Here is a 23,287-nt window from a genome sequence, read left to right on the forward strand (position 1 = left end):
CGCGGGGCGGGACGGTTTCACGCGCCTCGCCCCCGGATGACGGAAGCGGTCAGCCGTTCGGACTCGTCCAGCCTGCGGGGAGGTGGGCGATGCGCACCCGCTGCGGGTGGTCGCCGACGGGCACGGACGTGATCTTCTGGCCGGTGGCGAAGCTGATGGCGGTGACCTGGTCGGCGCCGCTCTCGGAGATGACGCAGGCTTGGCCGTCGCCGCTGACGGTGGCCCAGTAGGGTTTGGCGGCCGGGACCAGGGGGCCTTCTTGGAGGGTGGTGCGGTCGACGACGGCGGCGTAGTTGTCCATGGTTCCGGCGATGCACAGCTTGGTGCCGTCGGGGTTCATGGACATGCCGTGGTGGCGGGAGTCGTTGACGTAGGTGGTGCGGTCGTCGCTGGTGGCGGCGTTCTTCGGCAGGGTCTTCATGCGGGTGATCCTGTCGGTGGCGACGTCGTATTCGAAGAAGCCGTTGAAGAAGGAGACCTGGAAGTACATCTTGGACTCGTCCGGCGTGAAGGCGACCGGCCGGATCGAGTCGGAGTGGTCCTTTCCTCCGGGGAAGGCGTTCAACCGGTCCCGCATGTCGATGGTCTTGACCACCTGGAGGGTCTGGGCGTCCGCCACGGTGATCTTGCGGTCACCCTTGAGGAAGTCCTGCCAGGGCGCGTCGAAGTCGTTGTTGACCTCGCCGATCGACATGTTCCAGATTTTTCCGTCGCGGGTGAAGACGTTCTCGTGGGGCTTGTCGCCGGTGGCGAAGGAGCCGATCTGCCGGCCCGTGCGGATGTCCAGGACGTGCACGGTGTTGCCGGTCGAGGCCGACACCGCGACTCGAGACCCGTCGGGAGAGACGGCCATGTGGTCGGCCCGGTAGCCCGCGACACGGAAGCGCCACTTGAGCTTCCCGGTGGCGGTGTCGATGGAGGCCACGTCGCCGAAGCTTGGCCGTGACACCACGATCGCCGAGCCGTCGGGGGTGGTGTACATGTCGTCGACGAACTGGTCGTGGCCCTCGCCGGCGGTCTCCCGGATGCCCAGGAAGAAGACCAGCCTGACCGGGTCGGTGTAGATCTCCCACAGGCGCTGGCTCTTGTCGGGGACCAGGTTGATCCGGCCGACCTTGGTGAAGTCCCCCGTGGACTTGATGACGTCGGCGGTGCCCTCCCAGTTGTTGCCGACCAGCATCACCTCCTGGAGGGTGGGCGCCGCCTGCGCGGTGCTCGCGGGCACGATGGCGCCGGCGGTCAGGAGAGCCGCCGCGGCAATGCTCCACAGTCGTCGGCGGCGGATGGTGCTGATCCGGTTGTTGACGGTCTGCTCGGGACTGCTCGGAGCGGGGGCTGATGATGCAGCGTGCATGTTTCGCTCCTCCAAAGGGAGTGGTGCCGAGTCGGGCAGGAAACTGGAGCTGCTGTGCATCGAGCCGGCCTACGGCGCTGAAGCACGCTCTGCCATGAGGCGCGGCAGCGACGGTCCGATCGCTGGTCGTTGGCGGTTCCAGGCGTTCTCGGGCCCGGGGGTCGCTCGCTTCGTTGGCTTGTACACACCCTCCAAGTCTGAACACCGTCAATTTCAGACTTGGATTACCGGATAGTAGGAAGGTGCCCGCGGGCGGCGCAAGGCCCGTGCGGGAGGATTGCGCGTACCACCAGGTAGGGGGATTGCGATGACGGGAAGAACCGCTCCGGCACAGGGCCGTTACGGGGGCAGGGACGCGGCCGAGAGGCGGGCCGAGCGACGTGAGCGGTTCCGCGAGGCGGGCCTGGACCTCTTCGGTACCGGCCTCGGGTACCGGGCGACCAGGCTCGGGGACCTGTGCAAAGCGGCCGGACTGTCGACCCGCCAGTTCTACGAGGAGTACCGCACGCTCGAAGACCTGCTCGCAGACCTCCACCTGTACGTCAACGAGGTCGCCGAGAAGGCAGTCATCGACGTGCTGCCCAAGGTCGAGCACCTTCCTCCGCCGGAGCGGATCACCGCCTACGCCCACGCCTACGTCAAGGGTGCCGCCAGCGACATGCGCCATGCGCGCATCGCCTATGTCGAGATCGTCGGGGTCAGTCCGCGCATCAACCATCAACGCCTTGAGCGTCGCGCCGTCTGGATCGAGTTGCTGAATCGGATCTCGGGAGACGCCGCCGATCGCGGCGAGATTCCGGCGGGCGACTACCGCATCACCGCCGCGGCCCTCATCGGGGCCGTGAACGGCCTGATGCACGACTGGGTCGTCGGATGGGTCGACGCCACTCCGGAGGAGATCGCCGACGAGTTCCTGCAGCTCATCCTCGGCAGGTACGGACTCCGACCGTCCACCTGACCGGGCTCCCCGTCGCTGGCACCCTCGTCCGGTCCACTCGCTGATCCAAACGAAACGGCCCGGAGCCTGTCCGGGCGATCAACTTCGGAGACAGATGGTGAGGGCCGCCACGGTCGCGTTGCCGAGGCAGACGTGGCGGCGTTTGTCACAGCGAGTGGCGACGGACCGATGCCGTCTCAGGCAACCTGCACCGGATCTCCCTCACAGACCCCTCGACCGGACCTCTCAGCCCCGGCTCGTGGGGAACGCCGAGTCGAGCGGGGGGGCGCGACCGCCGCATGCGCTTGCCGATCGGCTCGCGCTCGATGGACGGCTTCTCGGCAACCTCCTTGATGGTCTCCAGACCGCACTGGCCCGCCCTGCCAGGGTCGGCGGCATGAATCACCGGAACAGCCGGGTTGCCGTCCCGCACCACGACATCCGCACCACCGCCACTGGTACGCAGCTGCATCAGGACGGGACCCGAGGCGTACTGGTGGGCATGGGTGACCAGTTCGCCGACCACCAGCTCGGTCGACTCCCGCACCCGCTGCGATACCGGCAGACCCTACTCGGTGCGGATCTTCTCCAGAAAGGTCGCGGCGTGGTGACGGTCAGCTGCGATACGGCTGCCGCCGCCCTCCAAGGTGTGGTCGGCGCGCGTCAGGTCCCCTTCCGACGGAAGCCGGGCACCGCTGCCACAACCGGCATCGAGCTCCACCGGGTCCGGCCTCCTTCCCGCTCACACGGCGCGGCTCCCCCGCCCGATCGATCCTCACCCGGCTCCGCCCGGATTGTCCGCAGGGCCATCCGGGTGTGCCGGGCCTGGGCAGGTAGTGCACAATCGTCCGCGCACGCCCCTGCGAGAAGGCAGTTCAAGCGCTGTCGAGGAGACCATGACCAGCAATGACAAAGCGGAGCGGACAGCACGGCTGTCCGTGGCGCACCGCGTGGTCGACGGCATCCGCATCGTGACCCTGCGCGGAGAGATCGACTACGACGAGCAGGACCTCCTGCGCGAGGCCCTTCTTCCCCAGGGCGAGCCGGTGCTGCCGGTCGTGGCCGACATGAGCGGCGTGAGCTTCATCGACTCCAGCGGCATCAATGTCCTGCTCAGGGCGGGCCGGCAGATCAGCCGGGTACAGAGCCGGCTGCGTGTCGCCGCCCCCGCCGAATCCGTCCGGCGCGTGCTGAGCCTGGTAGGCGCCGACTCCTTCATTCCCTGTCATCCCACCGTCGAAGACGCCCTGAGCACCTGACACGAGGGCCACAACGAGAGGACGGCGGCCCGGGAGAGCCTCGGGCGGCCGTCCTCTCGTCGCACCGAGCGGGTCAGGCGGGTGTGGAGGAGGCCAGGACGGGGTTGGTCGATGTGCTGCTGCTCGATGTCAACGCCGTGTGCGCCCCGCCACGCCTCCCCGGGTGGGACCCGTCCCCGCCCTCGGTGCCGGAACCCGCCCGACCAGGCTCGCTCCCCTTCGGATCTCTCCCACCAGTAGTCGGTGAACAGGAAAACCCCGCCCGGCGTGTCGGCAGCTATGACGAAGCCGGAGGCGGGTAGGCAGAGCGTGACGACATCACGGTACGACCTCGGAAAGTGACCCACCATGACCGACGACGCCTACCTCTTTCTCGCCGACACCACCCTTGGTTCAGGCTGGCAGGGCACGCCCGTCTCCCTCGCCGGGGAGCTGGAATGCCTGCGGACCCCGGCCGTGCGGGCCTGGCTCGACGCTCACGAGACCGACGTGACCTCCCCGGCGCTGCGCATCGTGGCACCCGAGCAGACCGGAATGATCCCCGAGGGGGCCGAGCGGCTGCCGGTGCCGCTGGCCGGGGAGGAACTGGAGCGGGTGCGCCGGGCCGGCGCCACCGAGCCGGTGGCGGCCGTCGAAGAGGAGCTGCTGGCCTACCGCGACAGTGAGGAGGGCCGCAACGCCCTGCTCCACAGGGCACTGGCCGTCGGCGTACCGGCGCACCGCATCGTGGAACTGTCCGGAGTGGACCCCACGGCCCTGCCCGCCACGTCCCGCTCCTGAATCCCCTGGCTTGATCGTCAAGACGCGCCGTCGAACGGTGCGTCGTACTTGATCACTCGGTGCGATATCCGCCGTACACGGAGGCGGCCTTCGTCTGAACGTCTGTTCCGGCCAAGGAACACACACGTTCAGCACGAAGGCCGTGGGGATGCGTCTGCCGCATCGCGATGCCCTGCGGGAGGCCTTGGCGGAACCGTCACGCTTCCGGGGCGAGCTCTACTCCTGTCCCGCCGTTCGTTCGGACGCCCTGTTCGAGCGGGCGGATGCGGTCTTGCGCGGAGACGGGCCGGTGAGGCCACGGGCCGAGTTGTCGCTGGTGGGGAAAGACCGACGCGGTCACGGTGGGCTCTACGCCGCCCTCGTCCAGGACCGCTCGTGGATCCGGTGTCGTACTGCGGGTTCCGGTTCCCACCGGAGGTCGTCTCTCATCGTGTGTGGCTGTACCACCGGTTCAGTCTGAGCCCGTGGGATGTCGAGGAGCTGACGCGCGAGCGCGGCATCGAGGTGACTTACGGGACGAACCATCAGTGGACGCGCCGGCTCGGCCCCGCCTGCACGGCCGTCTTACGCCGACGCCACCCGCAGTCAGGTGACAAAGGGCACCCGGGGTCCCCCAGCAGCCCGCCCGGCACCGGGAACGTGCAATGAAGGGCCTCCGCTGGATGGGCGCGGCCGGAGGTTCCTCAGCGCGTTCAGCAAGCTCTCACCGCACCTCCGGCCCCGGCGTCCCTTCGTGACGGCCGCCCTCCACCGCACCGAGATGGTGGTCCGCTCCGCCATCTGGGACCAGATCACCCATACCAGTGGCGTGCCCCCTACAGGCTGAACCGCAGCCACCACCACGGTCCGAAGCACGCCGGACCGGCCCACCTCACGGACAGCTCACTCGACCTGGCAATGCCAGTATGTGGTGTACGTCCCCTTCTCTTGCTGAAGGCCCGGACGATCTTCCAGGCGGCTATGCCGCGTCAGCGTCGGCTTCGCCGTCCCGGTTCCTGTCCAGGAGGCCGAAGTCGAGGAGACCGGTCGCCTCGGCCCGTGTCTGCTCCGCGATGCGCGCCGCATCGGCAACGACGTCACCGCGTTCGGCTATCAGCAGGTCGTAGATCGGTGCGGCACTGGTGATGGTGACGTTCACGTGGGGCGTCCGTTTCCTGGATGTCAGGGCAAGTGGGGAAGGCTGGCGGATCAGGCGGCGTTCAGGACCGAGTCGTCCAGGGGCCGGGCGTCGAGCAGCTGGTGACGGGCGGCGTCCAGGGCCGCGTCGACGCTCCGAGTGCCGGTGGACACGCACAAGGTGTAGGCGACGTCGTCCACACGCTGCCGCAACTGCGCGCTGTCCCCGTCGGCGGCGCCCGCGGCCGTGAGGGCCTCGTACTGGTCGATCAGCTCCCGCAGAACCGCGGGGTGGGCCATCAACATCACAGAACCGTCCTTCCACGCCGGCGCACATCTGACGCAAGACCATGCACCCGGCTACCCCGGTTCCCGCCTCGCATTCCCTACCGGTCGCGCAACCGCTCGGAGGCCGACTTTCGCCCACCGTCACAGAACCACGGCCGAGCATCACCGAGCGGTCCGACCGCGACGTATGGCCCCGCACCGGGCCTGTCCAGTCAACGGTTCTGTCTCGCATCGGGCCTTGAGCGCGAATCCCGGACACGGGTTATGCGGCTGGCGTCAGCGTAGTCGATGTCGCTCGGGGCGCTGTCTCGAAGGCGACCGGGCTGCGGTGTCCGAGGCGGAAGTGACCGCGTCGGGTGTTGCAGCGGTGGATCCGGCGGAACGCGTCGAGGCGGGACTCGTGCTCGCTGGACCAGGTCTTTCGACCCCGGAGCGTCTCGCGTTTGGATGTCGCGCCGAACGACTCGGCGAGCGCGTTGTCCGCGACCGTCCAGCCGGCCGGGCGGCGTGAGGCGAGGTCGATGACGGTGGCCGGGTAGAGGAACTTCCCGACGTCCAGTGGGAGACAGGTGATGTCGCCGACGTCCTTCGTGTTCGGCTCGATCGCGGTGAAGTCGCGTCCGATCAGGTCCGGGGTCTTCGCCGCGGCCGGGTCCGCCCCCGTGGTGCGGTGCCTGCGCCGCAGCCGCGGACCCGCCGGGCCCGCCGGGCGCATCACGCGGGCGACCCGCTTGTGGTTGACCCGCTCGCCCCCGTCACGGAGCTCGGCGGTGATCCTGGGCACAGCGTAGGTACCGTCCGGTTCGAGGTGCACGCCCGTATCCGGGCGTCGGCAGTCTGCCGGGCGGCCCGGGCCGCAGCCGTTCGGCGCCAGTGGTGGAAACTCGAGCGGGTGACGCCGAGGACGGCTCACAGCCGCTTCACGCCGTGGCGGCGCTGGTGATCGGCGACGAACTGGAAGCGGTTCACCTGCGCGTCTCCCCGGCGAAGTACTTCGCCGGGGAGACGCGCAGGTTCTCGCGTTCCTCCTCCAGCTCACGGACCTTCTTGCGAAGGGCCGCGTTCTCGCCTCCAGTGGCGTGGGCGGCTTGGCGGACGCCTCAGCCCGGCTTCCCCTGGCCGGCTCGCGCCAGGCGCTCGGACCCAGTTCCGCAGCGTCTCCGGGTTCACCCCCAGATCAGCGGCGGCCGACTCGATCGTCGCCTCGGGCCGCGACTCGTACAACGCGACCGCATCCGCCTCGAACTCCGGCGGACAGTGCTTCATGACCACGGAACATCTGTTCTCCTGAACTCGAAATCCAAGTGTCCGACATCCGGGGTCAAAGCCCGTTCGAGGCCGGGTCGTTCAGGGAGTGGAAGCCTTCTCCGTCTGATTGTCCGGTGCGGTGCCGGCGGCGGTGTGGGGGCTGCGGGCGTCCTGGGTGAGGTGGTCGGCGATGCCGGTGAGCTCGAGAATGCGCGTCATGTAAACGGGCCGGTGGTCCAGGTGCAGCGTGATGCCTGCGGGATGGGTGCGGCGATGCAGGAGGAGCAGGGCGCTCAGGGCGCTGGAATCGATGCCGGTCAGGCCGCTGAAGTCCAGGTGCAGGTCCCGTAGGACCGGTCCGTGCTTTTGGTGGTGGGTGTCCAGTGCCTGGTCGGTTTCGTGGGTGAACTGCCTGGCGCTCTCGTAGTCGAGGTCTCCTGCGACGGCCAGGTGCAGCGCGTGCGGATGGGTGCTGCGGGCGGTGACGGTGAGGTCGGTGGGCAGGTAGGTCATGCGGTGATTCCCGGGCCGGTGTGATCGGAGGTGGTGTGCAGTGCGTCGGTGGCTGCTGTGAGGAAGGTCAGAGCGCGGGGGAAGTCGCGCAACTGTCCGGCCAGTACGTCCATGCCCAGGCGCAGGCCGGCGGCGGGAACACCGCGGGCGGTGAGGATGCCGGCCGTCCAGGTGGTGAAAGTGGTGAACAGCTCGGCGTCATCGACGTAGAGGGCGGTGGCGAGGAAGTCGATGATGTGGGCGAGGTCCTCGGTGGTGCGGTCACGCTGCGCGGTGCTGTAGGTGCGCATCGCGGGCCAGCGTTCCTCCAGCGTCTCCAGGCTCTGCTTCACCAGAGCAGTGCGCCGGGTGGTGACCAGGGTGTACTCCTGGTCGGTGAGGTGGGGCAGGTCGTCGTGGATCTGCTGGCGCTGCCCGACGCGGTGCCGTGTCAGGCCCTGGTCGAGGTGGTCGGCTGTCTCCCGGGCGTCAGGGGCCCAGGCGTCGGCGCGCAGAAGTCGGGCGTAGCGGCCGTCAGGGCCGAAGGCACGGCCACCGGCCATGACGGAGACGCCGATGGACTGCAGAGCACTGATCGCCTTGTGGGCGGTGGGCAGGCGGGTGGGCAGGGAGGCGGACAGCAGCACGGCTGCGGGATTGGTCTGGTGGACGTGGGCGACCAGATGCGGGGTGGGGGTGTGGCCGCCGAGGAAGTCGACCTGCCAGCCGCGGTGGGTGAGGACCTCGGCCAGCAACCGGGCGGGCAGAACATGCCACTCGCCCTCCACGCACGCCACCGTCACACGGCCTCGGATGCGCAGTCGCCGGGGGGCCTGGTGGTGGGCGAGGGCGGCGAGGACCCGGTCGGTGATCGCGCTGGCGGCGTGCTCGTCTGCCACGCTGATGCGGTCGGCGGCCCACTCTGCGCCGACGCGGTGCTGCACGCCGGCCACGACATCCAGCAACAGCGCTTCGGTGTCCGCTCCGGCATCGGCTGCCGCCGTCACCAGGCGCATCGCGGTCTGCTCGTCCCGGCCGATCACCGCCGTCCACAGCCGCTCGGACAGCTCCGGCAATTCAGGCAGGGAGTGGAGTGTGGTAATGGTGGTCATCGGTCTTCCCTGCTGGACGTACGGGGACTGTTCTGCCTGCCCACGATGTGCAGTGCACCGTGGCCGCTGGCCGGATTGGTGATCGCCAGGGTGGCCATGTCGTCGTGCTCATGGCCGCCGAGCCACTGCGAGGCCAGCATCTGCACCCGCTCCACCACCGCCTCCGCCGGCATCCGCACACACTCCCGCAACGCCGCCCGCAGCCTCTCCTCACCGTAGAGCTGATCCCCCAGCGGCCCGCCGCGGGCTTCGGTGATGCCGTCGGTGTAGAGCAGGCACGTCTCCCCGGGTGCCAGCACCACCTCCGAGCTCCGGGTGTTGATCTCGGGGAGAGCGCCGATGAGGGTGCCGCAGGTGCCGGTCTCCTCCACCTGGCCATCGGTGCGGACGACGAGCGGAGGCAGGTGGCCGGCGCTGGTCAGGCGTAGCCTCACCTGTCCCTGGCGGCGCTGGACGGAGGCCAGGACCAGGGTGGCGAAGCGGGTGTGGTGGGAGGTGAGCACTGCGTCGTTGAGGAGGTTCAGGACGCGCTGGTGATCTGCGGACAGTGGCAGCAGTGCGTGCAGGACGCTGCGGATCTTTCCTGTCATGACGGCTGCTTCCAGGCCCTTACCCGCCACGTCGCCCAGGACGACGAAGGTCTCCTTCGTAGCGTCGGCACCGGGGTGGACGTCGTAGAAGTCACCGCCGACACGCTCGTGATCCCTCGCGGCCCGGTAGATGCCGGCGTACTCCACGCCGTGGACGCGTTCAAGCTTCGGCGGCAACAGTTCGCGCAGCAGCGTGGCGGTGATCGAGGCCTGCTCGGCATAGAGGCGGGCCGCAGACAGGGCGGCGCCGGCCCGGGCGGCGAACAGCCGCGCGAAGACTTCTTCGCCGTCGGTGAAGGCCTGGCGAGTGCTGGAGCGCAGCAGGATGAGCACGCCAGCGGGCATGCCGTAGCCGGGCAGGGGTGTGACGATGACCGATCCGATCGGGCCGGTGAAACCGGTCGGGACGGCCCAGTCGGGGATGTCGCCCGGATCGATCCACCGTGTGGGCACGGGGGGAAAGCCCTGCAGGGCCTCGGTCAGGCCCGGAATCGTATGAGAGTCGATCGATGCGGTCTTCTGCGTGACCTCACCGCCGACCTGGGCGTAGGTGAGGGTGTGACGGCGCCCCTGGGAGGGGGCGACGATGAGGGCGGCGTCGGCGAGATGGTCGGCGGCCATGCGCACTGTCACCTCCGTACACCGTTCGACGTTGAGCGAGGAGAACAGCGCGGTGGAGATGTCCACCAGCAGTGTGGTGCGCGCCCGTTCGCCCCGCAGGGCTTGTTCGGCCAGGTGCAGGTCGGTGTTCTCCACCAGCCACCACACCGTGCACCCGCCCTTGCCCGGCGACGGGTGCGCCTCGAACGCGCGTCCCGCCACCGTGCCGGAGACGGTCTGCGGTGGGGTGGTTTCCGGTGCCGTGTGCTGGTGGGCGCGGGCCAGCCAGTCCGGCAGCGCGTCGGCCGCCGGGTCTTCGCCTGCCTGGGTGAACAGGTGGCGGGCGGCCTCGTTGGTTTCCACGACGTTCCCGTCGCGATCGACGACGAGAACGGGATAGGGGGCGTTGCTCCACGCCGTACTGACGTGAACGCCACCACCACGCGGACTGTCAGGGGTACCCGGGAAGGGAATCACATAGGAGGGGACGCATCGTGCGCACCCCACCACCTTTCTGCCGCTGGAAAATACTTGTCTGACCGCAACCGTCTCGCATCCGCAAGCCCTATGCAATGTCAGGCCAAAGCCAGCACGACTTCCCCACACCATAAACGACATATCATCCTCTTACAGGCCTGGGAGCACAGGCCCTCACGGGCAAGGCAGTGACGTCGGTCTCTTCTTGGGCCTCCCCGCCCGGCGATGCGCGCGAGATCGTGGCGAAGGACGCCCCGAGCTGGCTCGCAGAGGCGCCGGTCTGTAAAAATGCCCGGATGAACAACGACGTGGAAGTGACTGTTGCCATGGTCGACGGCATACGGACCGTGCATGTCGCTGGTGAGTTCGACACCGACGAAGCCGACGCCCTGGCCCATGCCCTCGCCCTGCTCCCCGACGGTTCTCCGGCCGGTACTGTCGTGGACCTGTCCGGGGTCACCTTCGCCGACTCCTCCTTCCTCCACGTCTTGTTCACCGCTCAGCAGCACCATGCGCGGGCCGCCGTCCCCTTGGCCCTGGCCGGGCTCACTCCGTTCCTGCAGCGGATGCTGGAGCTGACCGACCTGACCCGCGCCTTCACCATCACCCCCACCGCGTCCACGGCCACGGACCTCATCCGTGCGCACATCCCCCAGCCTCGCCGGCGGTGAACCGCGTACAACCCGCCCGCACGGGAAAACGCGAAGGTGACCATACGAAGGGGAGAGGCGGACAGACATGACGACGACGGAACCCCGTGCGAGCCGGCACGCGCTGCCCGCCACCGTCGGCGCGGCCCGCGATCAGGTCCGCGATCTCCTGCACACCACCGGCCGCGCTCCCCCGCCCCGAACGGTCACCGACGACATTCTCCTGGTCGTCTCCGAACTCGTCACCAACGCCTTCCGGCACGGCGGCGGGTTGACCGGATTCACCGCCCACCTCACCGACGGCGCCCTCACCGTCCGCGCCACCGACGCCTCCCCCGTGATCCCACAGGCGAGAACGCACAGTCACCCCACCGCGCCCGGCGGGTTCGGCTGGCCGCTGATCCAGAAGCTCAGCCGCCAGGTCACCATCACGCCCCTCGGGGCGGGAAAGACCATCCAGGTCGTCCTGGACACCACCGATCAGGGCTCGTGAGCGGACACCACGATCGTCGTGGAGCGGGCCCGCTACGAAAAGCAGGCCCAGGGGCCTTCTGTCTCAAGACGGTTCGGTCCGAGTCGCCCCTGAGGTGTCGACGCGTACAGCGGGCAGAGTGACGTCGTCGTGGTGACCGGGGTCGGCGATCTGCTCCAGGAGACCTTCCACCGGCGTACTGCTGCTCTCGGCGAGCAGTCGGGACACCTGCTCGATCGTCCACTCGGAGGAGGCGCCAGGTTCTTCGACCGGGCCGCCGGCGCGGAGCGGCAGACCATGTTCTGGCGCTGGCGTCCGGGCCGGCCGAGTAGGTCTACAGTGAGGGATGCAGCACCGGGAATACCTGACCACAGGTTCACCGGCCATACGGCAGGGGACCTCGCCGTGCTCCACGTCACTACACGTGCAGGCGACCGGATCACCGCCCTGCTGCCCGAGAGCGTCGATCTCCACACCGCACCCCTGCTGCGTGCTGTAGGGGGCCGCATGATCGACGAAGGCTGCCGCCACCTGGTCCTGGACGCCTCCCGGAGTCGTTTCCTCGACTCCAGCGGCGTCACCCTGCTCATCCACTGGTACCAGAGCCTGACCCGGCTCGAGGGCACTCTGAGCGTGACCGGAGCCAATGCCCACGTCTACGACCTGCTCCACCGCCTCGGCCTGGACACCGTCATCACCCTCACCCCCCACGCGCCCACCCCCGATCCGTCCGCCCCGTGGGCGCCCCCGCCCTCGCCGGACAGTGGCATATGACGCGATCCGGCTTCGAACCGGGCAGCGGCAGCACCCTCCACGAGTCGACGTCCTGGTGGCACTACAACGGTGAGTTCCGCCGGCCCACCGCCGTGACGATGCGCGGCCGGCGCGCCCGCGGCCGGCGCAGGACGAAGACGCACCCGATCGACGGGGAGAAGGTCCGTGAGGACGACGCCCCCGACGCCTACGGCACCACCGGTCCGTACGCGGAGTGAGAAACCCACCCCGCCGACGTCGTCGAGCGCACGGTGGCGCTGCCCGAGGATCTGGCGGCGCCACCGGGGCAGGCCCGGGAACGGATCGACCAGCTGTGGCCGGGGACGATCCGGCGCGTCGGTAAGCGGCAATGCCGAGGGCCTGTAGTGAGCCGGAGGCGATCGTCGCCGAGACCGGTGCCGAAGCCGCCCGGGCCCAGGGCCGTGAGCACGGGGGCGGCGATGTCCGCGATCGCCGAAGCCCTCGGCACGGCCGAGAAGGCTTCGCGCGCCTCCCTCCTGCGCTACGAACATCTCACCTGGCGCTGAATCCTGCCGATCAGGGATGACCTCGTACGGTCTCGTCCTCACGGGTGAACCCGTACACGACAAGGCGGAACGTTTCTCCGCCGAACTCCGACGCCTCGCCCGGTCGATGAGCACCCCGGGCCCGGCGTGTCGGCGGGTCCGGGCACGCCGTGTCCACGGGCGTGATCACCCACATGCCGCGCGAAACTGCCGCGTTCTGCCTGGCCCTGACCCCGCTCGCCCTCTCTCTCCCCCCCCCCACCGCCGCCAGCACCGCCAGCACCGCCACCGCCGCCAGCGCGCCTATGGCCACAGCGGGGGCGTCTGTTCCGGCGGTGCTCCCGCTGGAGGACGCCGTCGGCCGGCTCCCCGTCGCCGAGGAGGGCCGCACCGGCTGCACGCGTGCCTCCTTCCGGCACTGGAACACCGGCCTGGACCCCGCCGACGGCTGCAACACCCGCAACGAGGTCCTGCCCGCCGAAGCCGTCCAGGAGCCGACCGTGGCGGCCGGCTGCAGGCTGACCGGCGGAAAGCGGGTCTCCTACTACGACATCGTCGAGGTGGGCGAGGCGGGCGAGCTCGGCATCGACCACATGGTCCCCCTCGCGCGAAGCCGGGGACTCCGGCGCCCGCACCTGGAACGCCAAGCGCCGCGAGGCCTACGCCAACGACCAGGGCGCCGCCGCCTCCCTCGTCGCGGTCACCGCGCGCACCAACCGCTCCAAGGCGGACCAGGACCCGGCCACCTGGATGCCGCCCTGGCCGACGCCCACTGCCGCCACATCGGCGAACGGACCGCCACCAAGCCGCGCTGGAACCTCACGGTCGACCAGACCGAAGGTGTACGCCGAGGCCTGCGAGACCATCGTCGTCCACTACAGCCCCGCACCGTAGATCAGGCGCGGGAAGATGTCGCGCCCCGCACTGGGGTGGCTCGGTAAGGGGCACGTGTGAGTCGCGCAGGGTAGGGCGCGCCAAGCCGAGGGACGGGCTCCTGTCTTCACACGCGGGCGCGGACCGTTTTCGCCGACAGGCCGACCTCGGCGCCGATCGCCTCCCAGGACAGGCCGCGGGCGCGCAGCGCGCGGATCGTGTCCGCGTCGACGTCGGGGGCCGGCCGGTTCAGCCGCTGCGCCTGGAGGTGGGTGCGCCGCTCGTGTTCGGGGATGCGGCGCAGGATGGTGCGGCAGTCCACGCCTGCGGCGCGGCCGATCGCGGTCGCGGACTGCCCGTCCCGGTCACGGGCCAGAATCTCCTCGTCCGAGGGTGATAGCACCATCCGGGCACCTCCCGGCCTCGGCTGCACAGGACCAGGCGGTGGGGCGGAGGCTTTCCCGGCTGGACGGCCACGCAGGTCGGTGTCGGGGATTCGTGTCCGGAACGTGTGCGCGGAGACGCCGAACTCGCGGGCGAGCACGTAGGCGCTCTCCCCCGCCGCGTACCGGCGGCGGGCTCCTCATCGACCAGCACCCGCCGCGCCCGGGGCCGGGACTTCGGGGAGCGGACGCAGGAGCGGATCAGGTCCTCGGGGATCCTGCGCCGGATCGTGGAGGGACGCACTCCGTAGAGCCGGCCGAGCTCGGCCATGGTGGCACCCTGTACGTACCGGGTGATGACCTCGTCCTGCGGCAGAAGCTCGCCCTGCTGTTCAACGGCGAGACGGGCTGCTTCCTGAGGGGAACGACGCTGGGCCGACTCCAGCCGGGCCACCACCGCCCCGACCGAAATCCCTAGCGTGGCCGCCACCCGCTGCTGCGGCATCCCCGAACCGTACAGACGCACGACCCGGGCCCGCGGCGCCTTCTCGTACGGCGGCTCCGGCCGGTTGGAGTGCCGCTGGCGCGCCGCGGCCGCGGCATCACGCCGCTCCTGCACCGGCACATGACGCTGCACGGTGGACTTCGACACCCTCGGCTCTCTGGCGACCACCGCGATACTCGCGCCTTCGCGACACCGACTACGGATCAGCGCCGACAACACCTTCACCTCCCGGGCCGCTTCATCTCCTCCCTCCCTCCGGGCCAACGAGGCGCTTATGCGAGGGATGCGTGGGGGTGGCGACGACTATGAGGGCGGCTCATCCTTGCGGAGGGCGGGCAGCCATGCCGTCTTTACATTACTGAGCACTCCGTCGCTCACTGCGTGGTGCTGCGGTGCTGCGGTGCTGCGGTGCTGCGGTGCTTCAGCGTGTTCGATGTGCTCCGACGAAGGACTGCGGGGCTTCTTCGGTGTGTGGGAGGCCGAGTTCGCTCAGCCGGTCGGCGGATGAGCGGATGGGCGGATGAGCCGGGCGTGCCGATGGCCGACCAGGTCGTGCAGTAGTTGTTGCTGTGCCGCTGTCAGATCGGTGTAGCGGGGTGCGGGGCGTGGCTGTGGAACGGGGAAGAGCTGTTCGAGCGCTTTGCGGGTGCGGGACCCGTAGGTGTCCCAGGCGGTGCGGGGCAGGCACGTGTCGAGCGTCTCGCGTACGACGGCCGGGTCCGGGCCGGGCCGCAGGGCGTGCAGGGGGTGCTCGATGTGGGCGTGGAGGTCACCTTCGCAGTAGTCGGTCACGCGGTCAAACGGACCGCGGGCCGCAGCAGCGAGTTGCGCGACGGCCCGGCCGAGCAGGCCGGGGCCGACAGGGGTTCCGTCCAGAGCGGCGAGGTCAAGCCTCGCCGGTCGGCAGTCCTGAGCAGGTCGGCCCACCCGGATTCGCCGAGGATGTCCTGGAGCGCGGGCCAGGCGAGGGGGGGGGTCGTGCAGGTCGCCCGACTCCGACCGGTGGCGCTTGAACCACCCACCACGGAAACCTCTCCGGCGTCCTCGGCGCCCCCGCCATGACCGCATCCGCCCTCGCCCCCTTCGCCGCCGTCCTCTCGCACCACCCCTGGGCGGCACCTCCACCTCTTCGTCTTCCTGGCCGCTCTCGCTCTCGCATCCGCGTTCGTGGCAGTCGGAACGTCGTCCCGCAGCCCGGCACAGCCCCCGTCCCAAGCCCACACCACCGCGGTCGGGATTTGCCCACGCCGATCCGCACCAACGCTCTTCACGACAGGAGACTGTGACACCGTCCGAGGCCGGGTCCGTATCGACGGGCATGGATGACCTGTTCCTGAACGAGCTCGTTCAGGGGAACGTACCGGCTTGGCCGCCAGAGCGAATCAGGCCGGTCATGGGGCTGAACGATCCGCTGGTCGAGAAGCCAGTCGGTGGCGGCCGCCGCCCGCGCGGGAGCGTCCTCGACCAAGGTGGTCCGCTCCGCAATGATGATCGCACTGCCGCTCATGACCGCGAATCTCAGCTGCTGGTCTCACTCTGGGTGTGGCTCAGGACCCAGACGCCGTAGGCCTTGTTCGCGGGGTGCAGCTGGTAGGTGCCTGCCCGCAGATCGACGCGGAGTCCAGCGGCCGCGAGATCTGCCTCGAACTCGGCTGCGGTGTAGGCGTGAGCGTGCGGGGGCCGGTCCTGGAGGTGGAAGCCGATCAGGATCCGGCCGTTTTCGCCGAGAACGGCGCGCATCGCGTGCAGGGCCGCGCGTTCGGTTCCCTCGGCCAGGTAGAGCATGACGTTGCCCACGCAGACGACCAGGTCGAACGGGCCGTCGTCGGGACCGAGGTCGAGGATGTTGCGTTCCTGGATCGGCAGCCCGGGGTAAGTCTCCCGAGCCTGTCGGACCAGTGCCTCGTCGGGCTCGATCGCGACCACGTCGTGCCCGCACCGCAGAAGTGCCGCGGTGACCCGGCCCATGCCGGCACCGGCGTCGAGCACTCGGGCGCCGCGTGACAGGAGCGTGTCGGCGAGCCGGGCTTCACCGTCGATGTCCTCGCCGGCGGAGACGAGCTCGGCGAACCGCTTGCCGAAGTCTCCGCTGTTGCCCGCCTCCTGCCAGCGGGTCCGCCGCGTCATCATCGGCATGCTCTTGTGTGTGCCAGCGTGGTCCTGTTCATGCTCCACATCCTAGGACCGGCGGCGTACACATGAACGTGACCAGCGGGAACTCTGCGGCAGAAGATCATCTCGACGACACGATCGGCCGGTCCGTGTAGCGGCGACGCAGGGGGGCGATCGAGATGATGCGGTGGTGGGTCGGTGGACACCGGCGCGGTCGTCCATCAGGTGTTTTGCAGTTTGAGTCGGTGAACCTCTTTCAGCCTGAATAGCGGCAGGTCAGCAGGGTGTGGACAGCCTGGACGAGGGTGTTGACGCGATGGGTGGAGCATCGGGCGCGGCGGAGGATTCGCCAGAGCTTCAGTCGGGCGAAGGCGCGTTCGCCAGGCGCCCGCAGCCGGGCGTGGTCACGGTTGAACTGCTGGTGGTGCTCGGGCTGTTCGCGATGGTTCTTGTACGGGGTGCGAACGGTGGCGCCGGCGCCCAGCTCGTCACCACCGGCCGATGCCGCTACCTCCGCCTCGCCCGTCACTGGCCCTGGACCGACGTGATCACCACGGCCTTCGAGCGTCTGCGAGCCCTGCCACAGCCAGGCTGACCAGCCACAGCACTCCCGTCCCAGCGAGAACCAAACCCCCGGAATCGTGGAACCCGGCGCCCACCTGATGCGACATTCGGGCCACCGCCCTGCCCCTCACCGGCCCGAGTAAGCCGAAACGGCCCGCCGGGTGAACCGACGGACCGTCACGAAAGATCGAGGCTGACCAGCCCATTTCACCCTCCAGCACAGGATGAAAGGGGATCAGTCAGGGATGTTGACCCACCAGTTGGTTGCTGTCGTTCCGCTCGGGCATAGAACATAGGGCTGCTTACCGCCGGGCTGCATCCACTCGCTGGCATAGTAGTTGCCGTTGGAACAGCGCACCAACGCCTGGTAGGCGTAAGTGTGGTAACAGTAGGCCCAAGAGCCCTTCTGATCTGTGACGAAGCCACCCGAACAGCCAGGCGGAACATAACCGTCAGCAGATGCGGTGGGCGCTGTTCCGAGTACCAGTGCCGCGGCAGCCGCCGCAGACGAGGCCAGAACTGCCAATTTTCGCCGAGCCCTCATAGCTTTCCTCCCTTTCGACAGAGGGTGTGCTTCGAGCGTAGGAGTGCATAAGTTGATCGGCTAAGGTACCGGCCAGACAAAAGGTGTCCGAAAAGTGAGTACTGAACTTGTTTGGGTGATGTCGGAGTCGTTCGCGTGGCGGCGGCCGGTCCGCTCCGGTGGCCCTGACCACGAGATACGCACGGGGCGGCGGGTTGACCGACGCCGGGAGGACCGCGAGGGAGCGGGGTCGGCTTCAGGCCGTGACACGCTTCCAGGGCGGGCAGAAGAACAGGGAGAGCGCTGCGCCGCTTCGGGCCGGCGAGTGGTCCGTGGAATGGTGGCGCCGTCAGCGGCGCGAGCGCGGTGCCTCGGAGGTCCTGTCGAAGGGATCGCCTGGGCGGCCGAGATGCGGCGAAGCACAGATCGCGAGGCTGGAACGGGAACCGGAGCGTGGGCCGCTGGTCCACGGCTGGGCCGACAGCGGTGGGCACCGGCCCTGACCAAGGCGCTGATAGACCAGCTGTTCCACGTGAGCTACACCGCGGAGGGCACGTGGCTGCTGCTGAAGCGGCAGGACTGGTCCTGGCAGCAGCCGGGCCAGCCGGGCCAGCCGGGCGATCGAACGCGACGACACGGCGGTCGAGGTCTGGAGGGAGGAGACCTGGCCGCAGGTAAGAGCACCGCGGCGGCATGCAACGGCTGGATCGTCTTCGAGGACGAAGCCGGGCGGTCGATGACGCCGCCGCGAGCGAGAAGCTGGGGACGCAAGGGCTCAACGCCAGTGGTCCGGGCCCGTGGCCGGGGCTCGGGCCGGGTGTTCACAGCCGGGTTGACCTGCTACAAGCCGGGGAAGCGGTCCCCGACGTTCTCCTCGGTCCGCGAGTACCGGGGCCGCAAGGGCGAGCCGAAGGGGATCGGGTGGCACGACCTGCGTGACCTGCCGGTCAGGGCGCACCTTCGGTTCGGCGGCCCGATCGTGCTGGTCTGGAACACCCTGCGCATCCACCTGGTCGAACCGATGCGCCAATTCATCGCCGACCACGCGGACTGGCTCACCGTCTTCCGGCTTCCGAGTCACTCACCGGACCCGAACCCGCGGGAGGGCATCTGGTCGCGTGATCACCGCACCACTCCACGGGGCATGACCATGACTCCGGCCCCACCCTGTCGGCACGCCTTCGCTCTCTGGACACCGGAGCCTGGAAGGCGCCGAAAACGGATGGCCGGCAGCCTCCCGTCCGGTCATCCTGACCCGATGGGAGACAGAGCCAACATCCTCGTGGTCCGTGAGAGCGGCACACATGAGCTGTACCGGACCGGCTGGGCGGTCGGAATCGACCTCGACCTGCTGGAAGGGCCGACACCGGTTCTCGCCATGCTTTCCGGACTCCGCCGGGACGGCTGGTGGTTGGACGAGACCATGGCCCAGGGCGGCATACTGCTCGACCTCGGCCGGAAGGCACTCCTGTTCTTCGCCTGGGAGGGACCCAGCACTCAGCTCCGCCACCGCGCGGCCGTGTTCGAGCTGATCCGAGCCGCATGGCCGGGCTGGGAGGTCCGCTGGCTGTACGACGGCTCGGCCGAACTGCGTGAGTACGTGGGGCTGGACCCGGAGTACGTCCGCTGCCGCGATCCAGCCCCCTCTGTGGCCCCGTTCCTCGCCCCCGGCGACGAGGACTTGGCCGGGCCCGATCCGGGCGGTGTGGTGATCACGGTCAGCACCGGTCGCTGCCACGTCGCCTCTGACGCCTTCGACCATCCTGTCAGCGAGGGCGCCGCCCTGCTCGACCGCCTCGCGGACGCTCCCGGGCACGGAGGCTGCCACCTGCACGTCAGCTCCGGCATTCACATCGACCCGGAACGCCGCCATCTGGGCTGGTGGTCTCTCTACTCCTCGCCACAGGCTCACCAGACACCAGAGTTGTGGCCGGGCTGGACGGTGGAGTTCTGGCAGGACGACTGGGAACGCCACGTCAGAGCCAGCGACCGCTTCTCTCCGGCGGCGTTCGACGCCGGAGAGAAAGCCAGAGCCGCGGTGCTCGTCGAGGCCGGGCAGCGCCGGACCGTTCGGGCCCGCAACCGTGCCCAGATCACCCGTCTACGGACCGCACGGGCTCGATCCCAGGCTAGATGATCGAAGACGGACCTGCGATACAGGTGGGAGACCCCGCACTGGACTTCCTCGTAAAAGCTCGCAGGCAGTGGGTGAGCATCGAGACCCTGGTGCGGACATGGGACGGCGACGGCCTCGACACCTTCCTCTCCTCACCGGCCGAGGACTTCCGCGGCTGGGAAAAGGAACGCGCGGCTGGCGCTCCCTGGAACGCGACCTGACGATCTCGGCGGAGCACCGCCCGGGCGGCTACGTCCACCTGACGTGGGGCATCCACGACCGGCCTCCGTCCGAGGAGTGGCACTTCGAGACCACCACCGTGCGTGCGGTCGGCAAGGAGATGCGAAAGCTGACCGCAGAGTTCCAGATTTTTCTCATGAGCACGGTCGGATAGCTGGGCCACCACGTGAGACAACCTCTTCGGCCGTTCACCAGAGGCATTCGTCATGTCGAGAGGAGAAGAACTCGAGGGGCCAGAAGGTTCTCTCGTGCTCCCAGGCCACTACTGTCGCGGCTGCCCAGTCGAGATTCCAACCGTAGCGCAGGCCGCGGGCTCCCCAACCATCCGAGCGCCGGCGGGGTATGGGATTTCCTGCGTTTTGTGCGGCGATCGCCGCGTTGCACGTCTCGCGTGCGATGCGGAGAGCGTCCAAGCAGGTGTCCGCCGGTCCGGTGAAAATGTGGACACCGCACTGCTCAGGTTGGGCGGAGTTCGCCATGGGGACTTTGACCTGAAAAAAGACCTGGATCATGAGGCCTTCTCCTTGGCTCTGGGATTTCCGCCCGGTTGATGCGGAACGCGACGGGTCTGGTTCGACCCCCGATCGGGCTACACCAGCTTATTGACTGAACCGATGCAGGAATATCCGGAATCAGATGATTACCTATACGCATTCTGAAGGCGTGCGTGCCGTCCTGGTGATGCGACGCCGTGCTGCTCGTGTTCGTCGAGGAAGCTGTCAGTGCGGGGAAGAGCCGTCTTCTCTGGGAACTGGCTGACCTGCCCGGGGCAGCGGGCACGGTGTCAATATGAAGCTGGCGGCAGGACGCCGGAGGAAGGCGGGCACCGGCGGGTCCCGGCGCTGTGGCTGGTGAATGATGCCCACCGGGAGGACGAGGGCGGGATGGGGCGGGTGTGTGGAAGGGGGCGGAGCCGGATGAGGCATCAGGGGTCGTGCGAGTCGGGGTGACGGACGCAGGGCGACACGCACTCCTGGGCGCCCGGTTTTGCGTATCTCCGTGGCATCGGCCTTTTTTTGGCGTATCCGTATAATCCGGGCTCCCTATAGGCGCCGAGCGTCTGCGGCACTACGTTCGAGGTCGTCGGCCAACCGGCATGGCCGCCCCACACGGGCATGCCGGTCGACCGGAGCAGTGCACGGGCACCAAGGGACTGTGTGCGGCTCGGACCGCTGCACCCATACGGTCCGAGCTCTTCATGATCCTTCCTCGGCCAGAGCACGGTGCGGGAAATCCTCGTCGCCGGGCGCTGGCTGTGCCCGTGTACGCGCGCTCGACTTCCGTTCGTTCCTCGCGTCCGGCTCGCAGGCTCCCTTCTGCACAGCGAATCGACAGAAATTCGACTGGTAGGAAGCGGAGATTCTCTGTGCGAGGGACTGGTTCGGTTCCTGGCTCAGAGGCGTCGCCGCATTTTTCTCACTCAGGGGGCTTTCCGTGGCCATCTCGGTCTTCGACCTGTTCTCGATCGGCATCGGCCCGTCGAGCTCCCACACGGTGGGCCCCATGCGCGCGGCCCGGATGTTCGCCCGCCGGCTGAAGAACGAGGGCCTGCTGGCCCACACGGCGAAGGTGCGGGCGGAGCTGTACGGCTCGCTGGGCGCCACCGGCCACGGCCACGGCACCCCCAAGGCCGTCCTGCTCGGCCTGGAGGGGAACTCGCCCCGCACGGTCGACGTCGAGCACGCGGACGAGGAGTTCGAGCGGATCAGGGCGAGCGGCCGGATCAGCCTGCTCGGCGCCCACGAGATCCCCTTCGACTTCGACGCCGACCTGGTCCTGCACCGGCGCAAGGCGCTCCCCTACCACGCCAACGGCATGACGGTCTTCGCGTACGACGCGGAGGGCGCACTCGTCCTGGAGAAGACGTACTACTCGGTGGGCGGCGGCTTCGTCGTCGACGAGGACGCGGTGGCCGGCGAGAACCCGATCGTGCCGGACGACACGGTCCTGAAGTACCCCTTCCGCACCGGCGACGAGCTGCTGCGCCTGGCGAAGGAGAGCGGTCTGTCGATCTCCGCGATGATGCTGGAGAACGAGAAGGCCTGGCGCACCGAGGAGGAGATCCGCGCGGGCCTGCTGGAGATCTGGCGGGTCATGCAGTCCTGCGTCTCGCGCGGCATGTCCCGCGAGGGCATCCTGCCCGGCGGCCTGAAGGTGCGCCGGCGCGCGGCGAACTCCGCCCGCAAGCTGCGTTCCGAGGGCGACCCGGCGGCGCACGCCATGGAGTGGATCACCCTGTACGCGATGGCGGTGAACGAGGAGAACGCGGCGGGCGGGCGGGTGGTCACCGCCCCGACGAACGGCGCGGCCGGCATCATCCCCGCCGTGCTGCACTACTACATGAACTTCGTCCCGGGCGCGGACGAGGACGGCGTGGTCCGTTTCCTCCTCGCGGCCGGCGCGGTGGGCATGCTGTTCAAGGAGAACGCCTCGATCTCCGGCGCCGAGGTCGGCTGCCAGGGCGAGGTCGGCTCAGCCTGCTCGATGGCGGCGGGCGCCCTGGCCGAGGTCCTGGGCGGCTCCCCGGAGCAGGTGGAGAACGCGGCCGAGATCGGCATGGAGCACAACCTGGGCCTGACCTGCGACCCGGTCGGCGGCCTGGTCCAGATCCCGTGCATCGAGCGCAACGGCATGGCGGCGGTCAAGGCCGTCACGGCGGCGAAGATGTCGATGCGCGGCGACGGCAGCCACCTGGTCTCCCTGGACAAGGTCATCAAGACCATGAAGGAGACGGGTGCCGACATGAGCGTGAAGTACAAGGAGACGGCCCGCGGCGGCCTCGCGGTGAACATCATCGAGTGCTGAGACCCTGCGGAACTGCGTACGGAGGCCGCTGCCGAGCACGGCGAGGACACCGAGGTGGCGACGGCGGGCCGGTGTGGGCGCCCTGTGTGCTTGTCGCATCCGACACGGATGGCCGGCTGACGCTCGCCGGGTCACGGGGCCCGGACCGGACCGTCGTCGGTTCTGGGTACAAGCCGGGCCAGCGGAGTAACGGTCTCGCGGCCGTCAGGGAGCCGACCGAAGCGATGTGCTTCGAGCTGTGGCAGCAACAGGCCACGGCTCGCACGTCCCGCCGCGGCGTCCGCTGTCTCGCTCCGGCCTGGCCGGCACCGCTGAATCGAGTGGGGCGCCCCGTGGTGACGCTATCCGCCGGCGCCACCGCTGCCGGCGGTCGTACCAATGCTCCCCTTCGGCAGCGGGCGGTCGAGTCTGTAGACGCTCCCGCATCCCCAAGGGGTCGCCGCGCGGGAGTACCTCTACATGTCGGTCTTGTCACCCGGGATCGCTGACGGAAAGGAGCCGCTGCGAGATG

The 23,287-nt window shown here is 69.0% G+C and carries 24 protein-coding genes and 4 pseudogenes; 13 read left to right on the top strand and 15 right to left on the bottom strand.

Annotated features, from left to right (window positions below):
* Positions 1-49: 49 nt before the first annotated feature.
* Entirely contained in the window at positions 50-1,354 is a 1,305-nt protein-coding gene (locus ACIQKA_RS30295) for a YncE family protein (RefSeq protein WP_383157634.1), read from the bottom strand.
* 307 nt (positions 1,355-1,661) lie between these two features.
* Between ACIQKA_RS30295 and ACIQKA_RS30300 the strand changes: the two genes are divergently transcribed.
* The gene (locus ACIQKA_RS30300; protein WP_402542977.1) at positions 1,662-2,312 is read left to right on the top strand and encodes a TetR/AcrR family transcriptional regulator; all 651 of its coding nucleotides are present in this window, start codon (positions 1,662-1,664) and stop codon (positions 2,310-2,312) included.
* Between the two features lie 145 nt (positions 2,313-2,457).
* On the opposite strand, the gene ACIQKA_RS30305 is transcribed toward ACIQKA_RS30300, so the two are convergent.
* Together ACIQKA_RS30305 and ACIQKA_RS30310 are read right to left on the bottom strand one after the other, a co-directional pair.
* Entirely contained in the window at positions 2,458-2,817 is a 360-nt protein-coding gene (locus ACIQKA_RS30305; protein WP_402542978.1) for a hypothetical protein, read from the bottom strand.
* A gap of 42 nt (positions 2,818-2,859) precedes the next feature.
* Positions 2,860-3,012: a hypothetical protein gene (locus ACIQKA_RS30310; RefSeq protein ID WP_402542979.1), complete on the bottom strand. Its 153-nt coding sequence runs from the start codon at positions 3,010-3,012 to the stop codon at positions 2,860-2,862.
* A gap of 175 nt (positions 3,013-3,187) precedes the next feature.
* Between ACIQKA_RS30310 and ACIQKA_RS30315 the strand changes: the two genes are divergently transcribed.
* The 3 genes and pseudogenes from ACIQKA_RS30315 to ACIQKA_RS30325 form a co-directional block, all read left to right on the top strand.
* Positions 3,188-3,550: an STAS domain-containing protein gene (locus ACIQKA_RS30315; protein ID WP_383157641.1), complete on the top strand. Its 363-nt coding sequence runs from the start codon at positions 3,188-3,190 to the stop codon at positions 3,548-3,550.
* 348 nt (positions 3,551-3,898) lie between these two features.
* Positions 3,899-4,330: a DUF6003 family protein gene (locus ACIQKA_RS30320; protein WP_402542980.1), complete on the top strand. Its 432-nt coding sequence runs from the start codon at positions 3,899-3,901 to the stop codon at positions 4,328-4,330.
* 148 nt (positions 4,331-4,478) lie between these two features.
* Positions 4,479-4,703: pseudogene (locus ACIQKA_RS30325) on the top strand (transposase); the annotation flags it as partial.
* A 585-nt stretch (positions 4,704-5,288) separates the two neighbouring features.
* Here ACIQKA_RS30325 and ACIQKA_RS30330 read toward each other — a convergent pair.
* From ACIQKA_RS30330 to ACIQKA_RS30355, 6 genes and pseudogenes are all read right to left on the bottom strand, one after another.
* Positions 5,289-5,468, bottom strand: a complete 180-nt coding sequence (locus ACIQKA_RS30330) for a hypothetical protein (RefSeq protein ID WP_383157649.1) — start codon at positions 5,466-5,468, stop codon at positions 5,289-5,291.
* A gap of 50 nt (positions 5,469-5,518) precedes the next feature.
* Positions 5,519-5,752: a DUF5133 domain-containing protein gene (locus ACIQKA_RS30335; protein ID WP_390111242.1), complete on the bottom strand. Its 234-nt coding sequence runs from the start codon at positions 5,750-5,752 to the stop codon at positions 5,519-5,521.
* 244 nt (positions 5,753-5,996) lie between these two features.
* Positions 5,997-7,006, bottom strand: a pseudogene (locus ACIQKA_RS30340) (IS3 family transposase).
* A 75-nt stretch (positions 7,007-7,081) separates the two neighbouring features.
* Positions 7,082-7,495 carry an STAS domain-containing protein gene (locus ACIQKA_RS30345; RefSeq protein ID WP_391096836.1) on the bottom strand — a complete coding sequence of 138 codons (414 nt, stop codon included), beginning with the start codon at positions 7,493-7,495 and terminating at the stop codon, positions 7,082-7,084.
* Entirely contained in the window at positions 7,492-8,586 is a 1,095-nt protein-coding gene (locus ACIQKA_RS30350) for a B12-binding domain-containing protein (RefSeq protein WP_402542981.1), read from the bottom strand. Before ACIQKA_RS30350 ends, ACIQKA_RS30345 begins: the two co-directional genes overlap by 4 nt.
* Positions 8,583-10,253 (bottom strand): PP2C family protein-serine/threonine phosphatase, encoded by a 1,671-nt coding sequence (locus ACIQKA_RS30355; protein ID WP_402542982.1) that lies wholly within the window; start codon positions 10,251-10,253, stop codon positions 8,583-8,585. Before ACIQKA_RS30355 ends, ACIQKA_RS30350 begins: the two co-directional genes overlap by 4 nt.
* Before the next feature lie 296 nt (positions 10,254-10,549).
* On the opposite strand from ACIQKA_RS30355, the gene ACIQKA_RS30360 reads away from it, so the two are divergent.
* The 5 genes and pseudogenes from ACIQKA_RS30360 (at position 10,550) to ACIQKA_RS30380 (ending at position 13,549) form a co-directional block, all read left to right on the top strand.
* Positions 10,550-10,924: an STAS domain-containing protein gene (locus ACIQKA_RS30360; RefSeq protein WP_402542983.1), complete on the top strand. Its 375-nt coding sequence runs from the start codon at positions 10,550-10,552 to the stop codon at positions 10,922-10,924.
* Between the two features lie 67 nt (positions 10,925-10,991).
* A complete protein-coding gene (locus ACIQKA_RS30365; RefSeq protein ID WP_383157663.1) occupies positions 10,992-11,396 on the top strand; it encodes an ATP-binding protein in 405 nt (134 codons plus the stop codon).
* Between the two features lie 384 nt (positions 11,397-11,780).
* The gene (locus tag ACIQKA_RS30370) at positions 11,781-12,149 is read left to right on the top strand and encodes an STAS domain-containing protein (RefSeq protein WP_402542984.1); all 369 of its coding nucleotides are present in this window, start codon (positions 11,781-11,783) and stop codon (positions 12,147-12,149) included.
* On the top strand, positions 12,146-12,367 hold the full coding sequence (locus ACIQKA_RS30375) for a hypothetical protein (RefSeq protein WP_402542985.1): 222 nt from the start codon (positions 12,146-12,148) through the stop codon (positions 12,365-12,367). The genes ACIQKA_RS30370 and ACIQKA_RS30375 overlap by 4 nt, the downstream gene beginning before the upstream one ends.
* A 482-nt stretch (positions 12,368-12,849) precedes the next feature.
* Positions 12,850-13,549: pseudogene (locus ACIQKA_RS30380) on the top strand (HNH endonuclease family protein).
* 106 nt (positions 13,550-13,655) lie between these two features.
* Here the strand turns inward: ACIQKA_RS30380 and ACIQKA_RS30385 are convergent.
* The 5 genes and pseudogenes from ACIQKA_RS30385 to ACIQKA_RS30405 all read right to left on the bottom strand — a co-directional run.
* Entirely contained in the window at positions 13,656-13,934 is a 279-nt protein-coding gene (locus tag ACIQKA_RS30385) for a hypothetical protein (protein ID WP_402542986.1), read from the bottom strand.
* A gap of 971 nt (positions 13,935-14,905) precedes the next feature.
* Entirely contained in the window at positions 14,906-15,208 is a 303-nt protein-coding gene (locus ACIQKA_RS30390; RefSeq protein ID WP_402542987.1) for a hypothetical protein, read from the bottom strand.
* 475 nt (positions 15,209-15,683) lie between these two features.
* A complete protein-coding gene (locus ACIQKA_RS30395) occupies positions 15,684-15,923 on the bottom strand; it encodes a hypothetical protein (protein WP_391096830.1) in 240 nt (79 codons plus the stop codon).
* A gap of 11 nt (positions 15,924-15,934) precedes the next feature.
* On the bottom strand, positions 15,935-16,552 hold the full coding sequence (locus ACIQKA_RS30400; protein WP_383157678.1) for a class I SAM-dependent methyltransferase: 618 nt from the start codon (positions 16,550-16,552) through the stop codon (positions 15,935-15,937).
* A gap of 232 nt (positions 16,553-16,784) precedes the next feature.
* Positions 16,785-17,009: pseudogene (locus tag ACIQKA_RS30405) on the bottom strand (transposase family protein); the annotation flags it as partial.
* A gap of 1,138 nt (positions 17,010-18,147) precedes the next feature.
* On the opposite strand from ACIQKA_RS30405, the gene ACIQKA_RS30410 reads away from it, so the two are divergent.
* The 3 genes from ACIQKA_RS30410 to ACIQKA_RS30420 are packed head-to-tail and all read left to right on the top strand — an operon-like array spanning position 18,148 to position 20,125.
* Positions 18,148-19,752 (top strand): transposase, encoded by a 1,605-nt coding sequence (locus ACIQKA_RS30410; RefSeq protein WP_402542988.1) that lies wholly within the window; start codon positions 18,148-18,150, stop codon positions 19,750-19,752.
* The gene (locus tag ACIQKA_RS30415; RefSeq protein WP_402542989.1) at positions 19,749-19,952 is read left to right on the top strand and encodes a DUF6228 family protein; all 204 of its coding nucleotides are present in this window, start codon (positions 19,749-19,751) and stop codon (positions 19,950-19,952) included. Before ACIQKA_RS30410 ends, ACIQKA_RS30415 begins: the two co-directional genes overlap by 4 nt.
* 2 nt (positions 19,953-19,954) lie before the next feature.
* A complete protein-coding gene (locus ACIQKA_RS30420) occupies positions 19,955-20,125 on the top strand; it encodes a DUF6228 family protein (protein ID WP_402543007.1) in 171 nt (56 codons plus the stop codon).
* 34 nt (positions 20,126-20,159) lie between these two features.
* Here ACIQKA_RS30420 and ACIQKA_RS30425 read toward each other — a convergent pair whose 3' ends face one another.
* A complete protein-coding gene (locus ACIQKA_RS30425) occupies positions 20,160-20,483 on the bottom strand; it encodes a hypothetical protein (RefSeq protein WP_390111260.1) in 324 nt (107 codons plus the stop codon).
* Between the two features lie 922 nt (positions 20,484-21,405).
* On the opposite strand from ACIQKA_RS30425, the gene ACIQKA_RS30430 reads away from it, so the two are divergent.
* Positions 21,406-22,776: an L-serine ammonia-lyase gene (locus ACIQKA_RS30430; RefSeq protein WP_383449089.1), complete on the top strand. Its 1,371-nt coding sequence runs from the start codon at positions 21,406-21,408 to the stop codon at positions 22,774-22,776.
* Positions 22,777-23,287 lie beyond the last annotated feature (511 nt).

This window comes from Streptomyces sp. NPDC092045, assembly GCF_044756005.1.
Classification (GTDB): Bacteria; Actinomycetota; Actinomycetes; order Streptomycetales; family Streptomycetaceae; genus Streptomyces.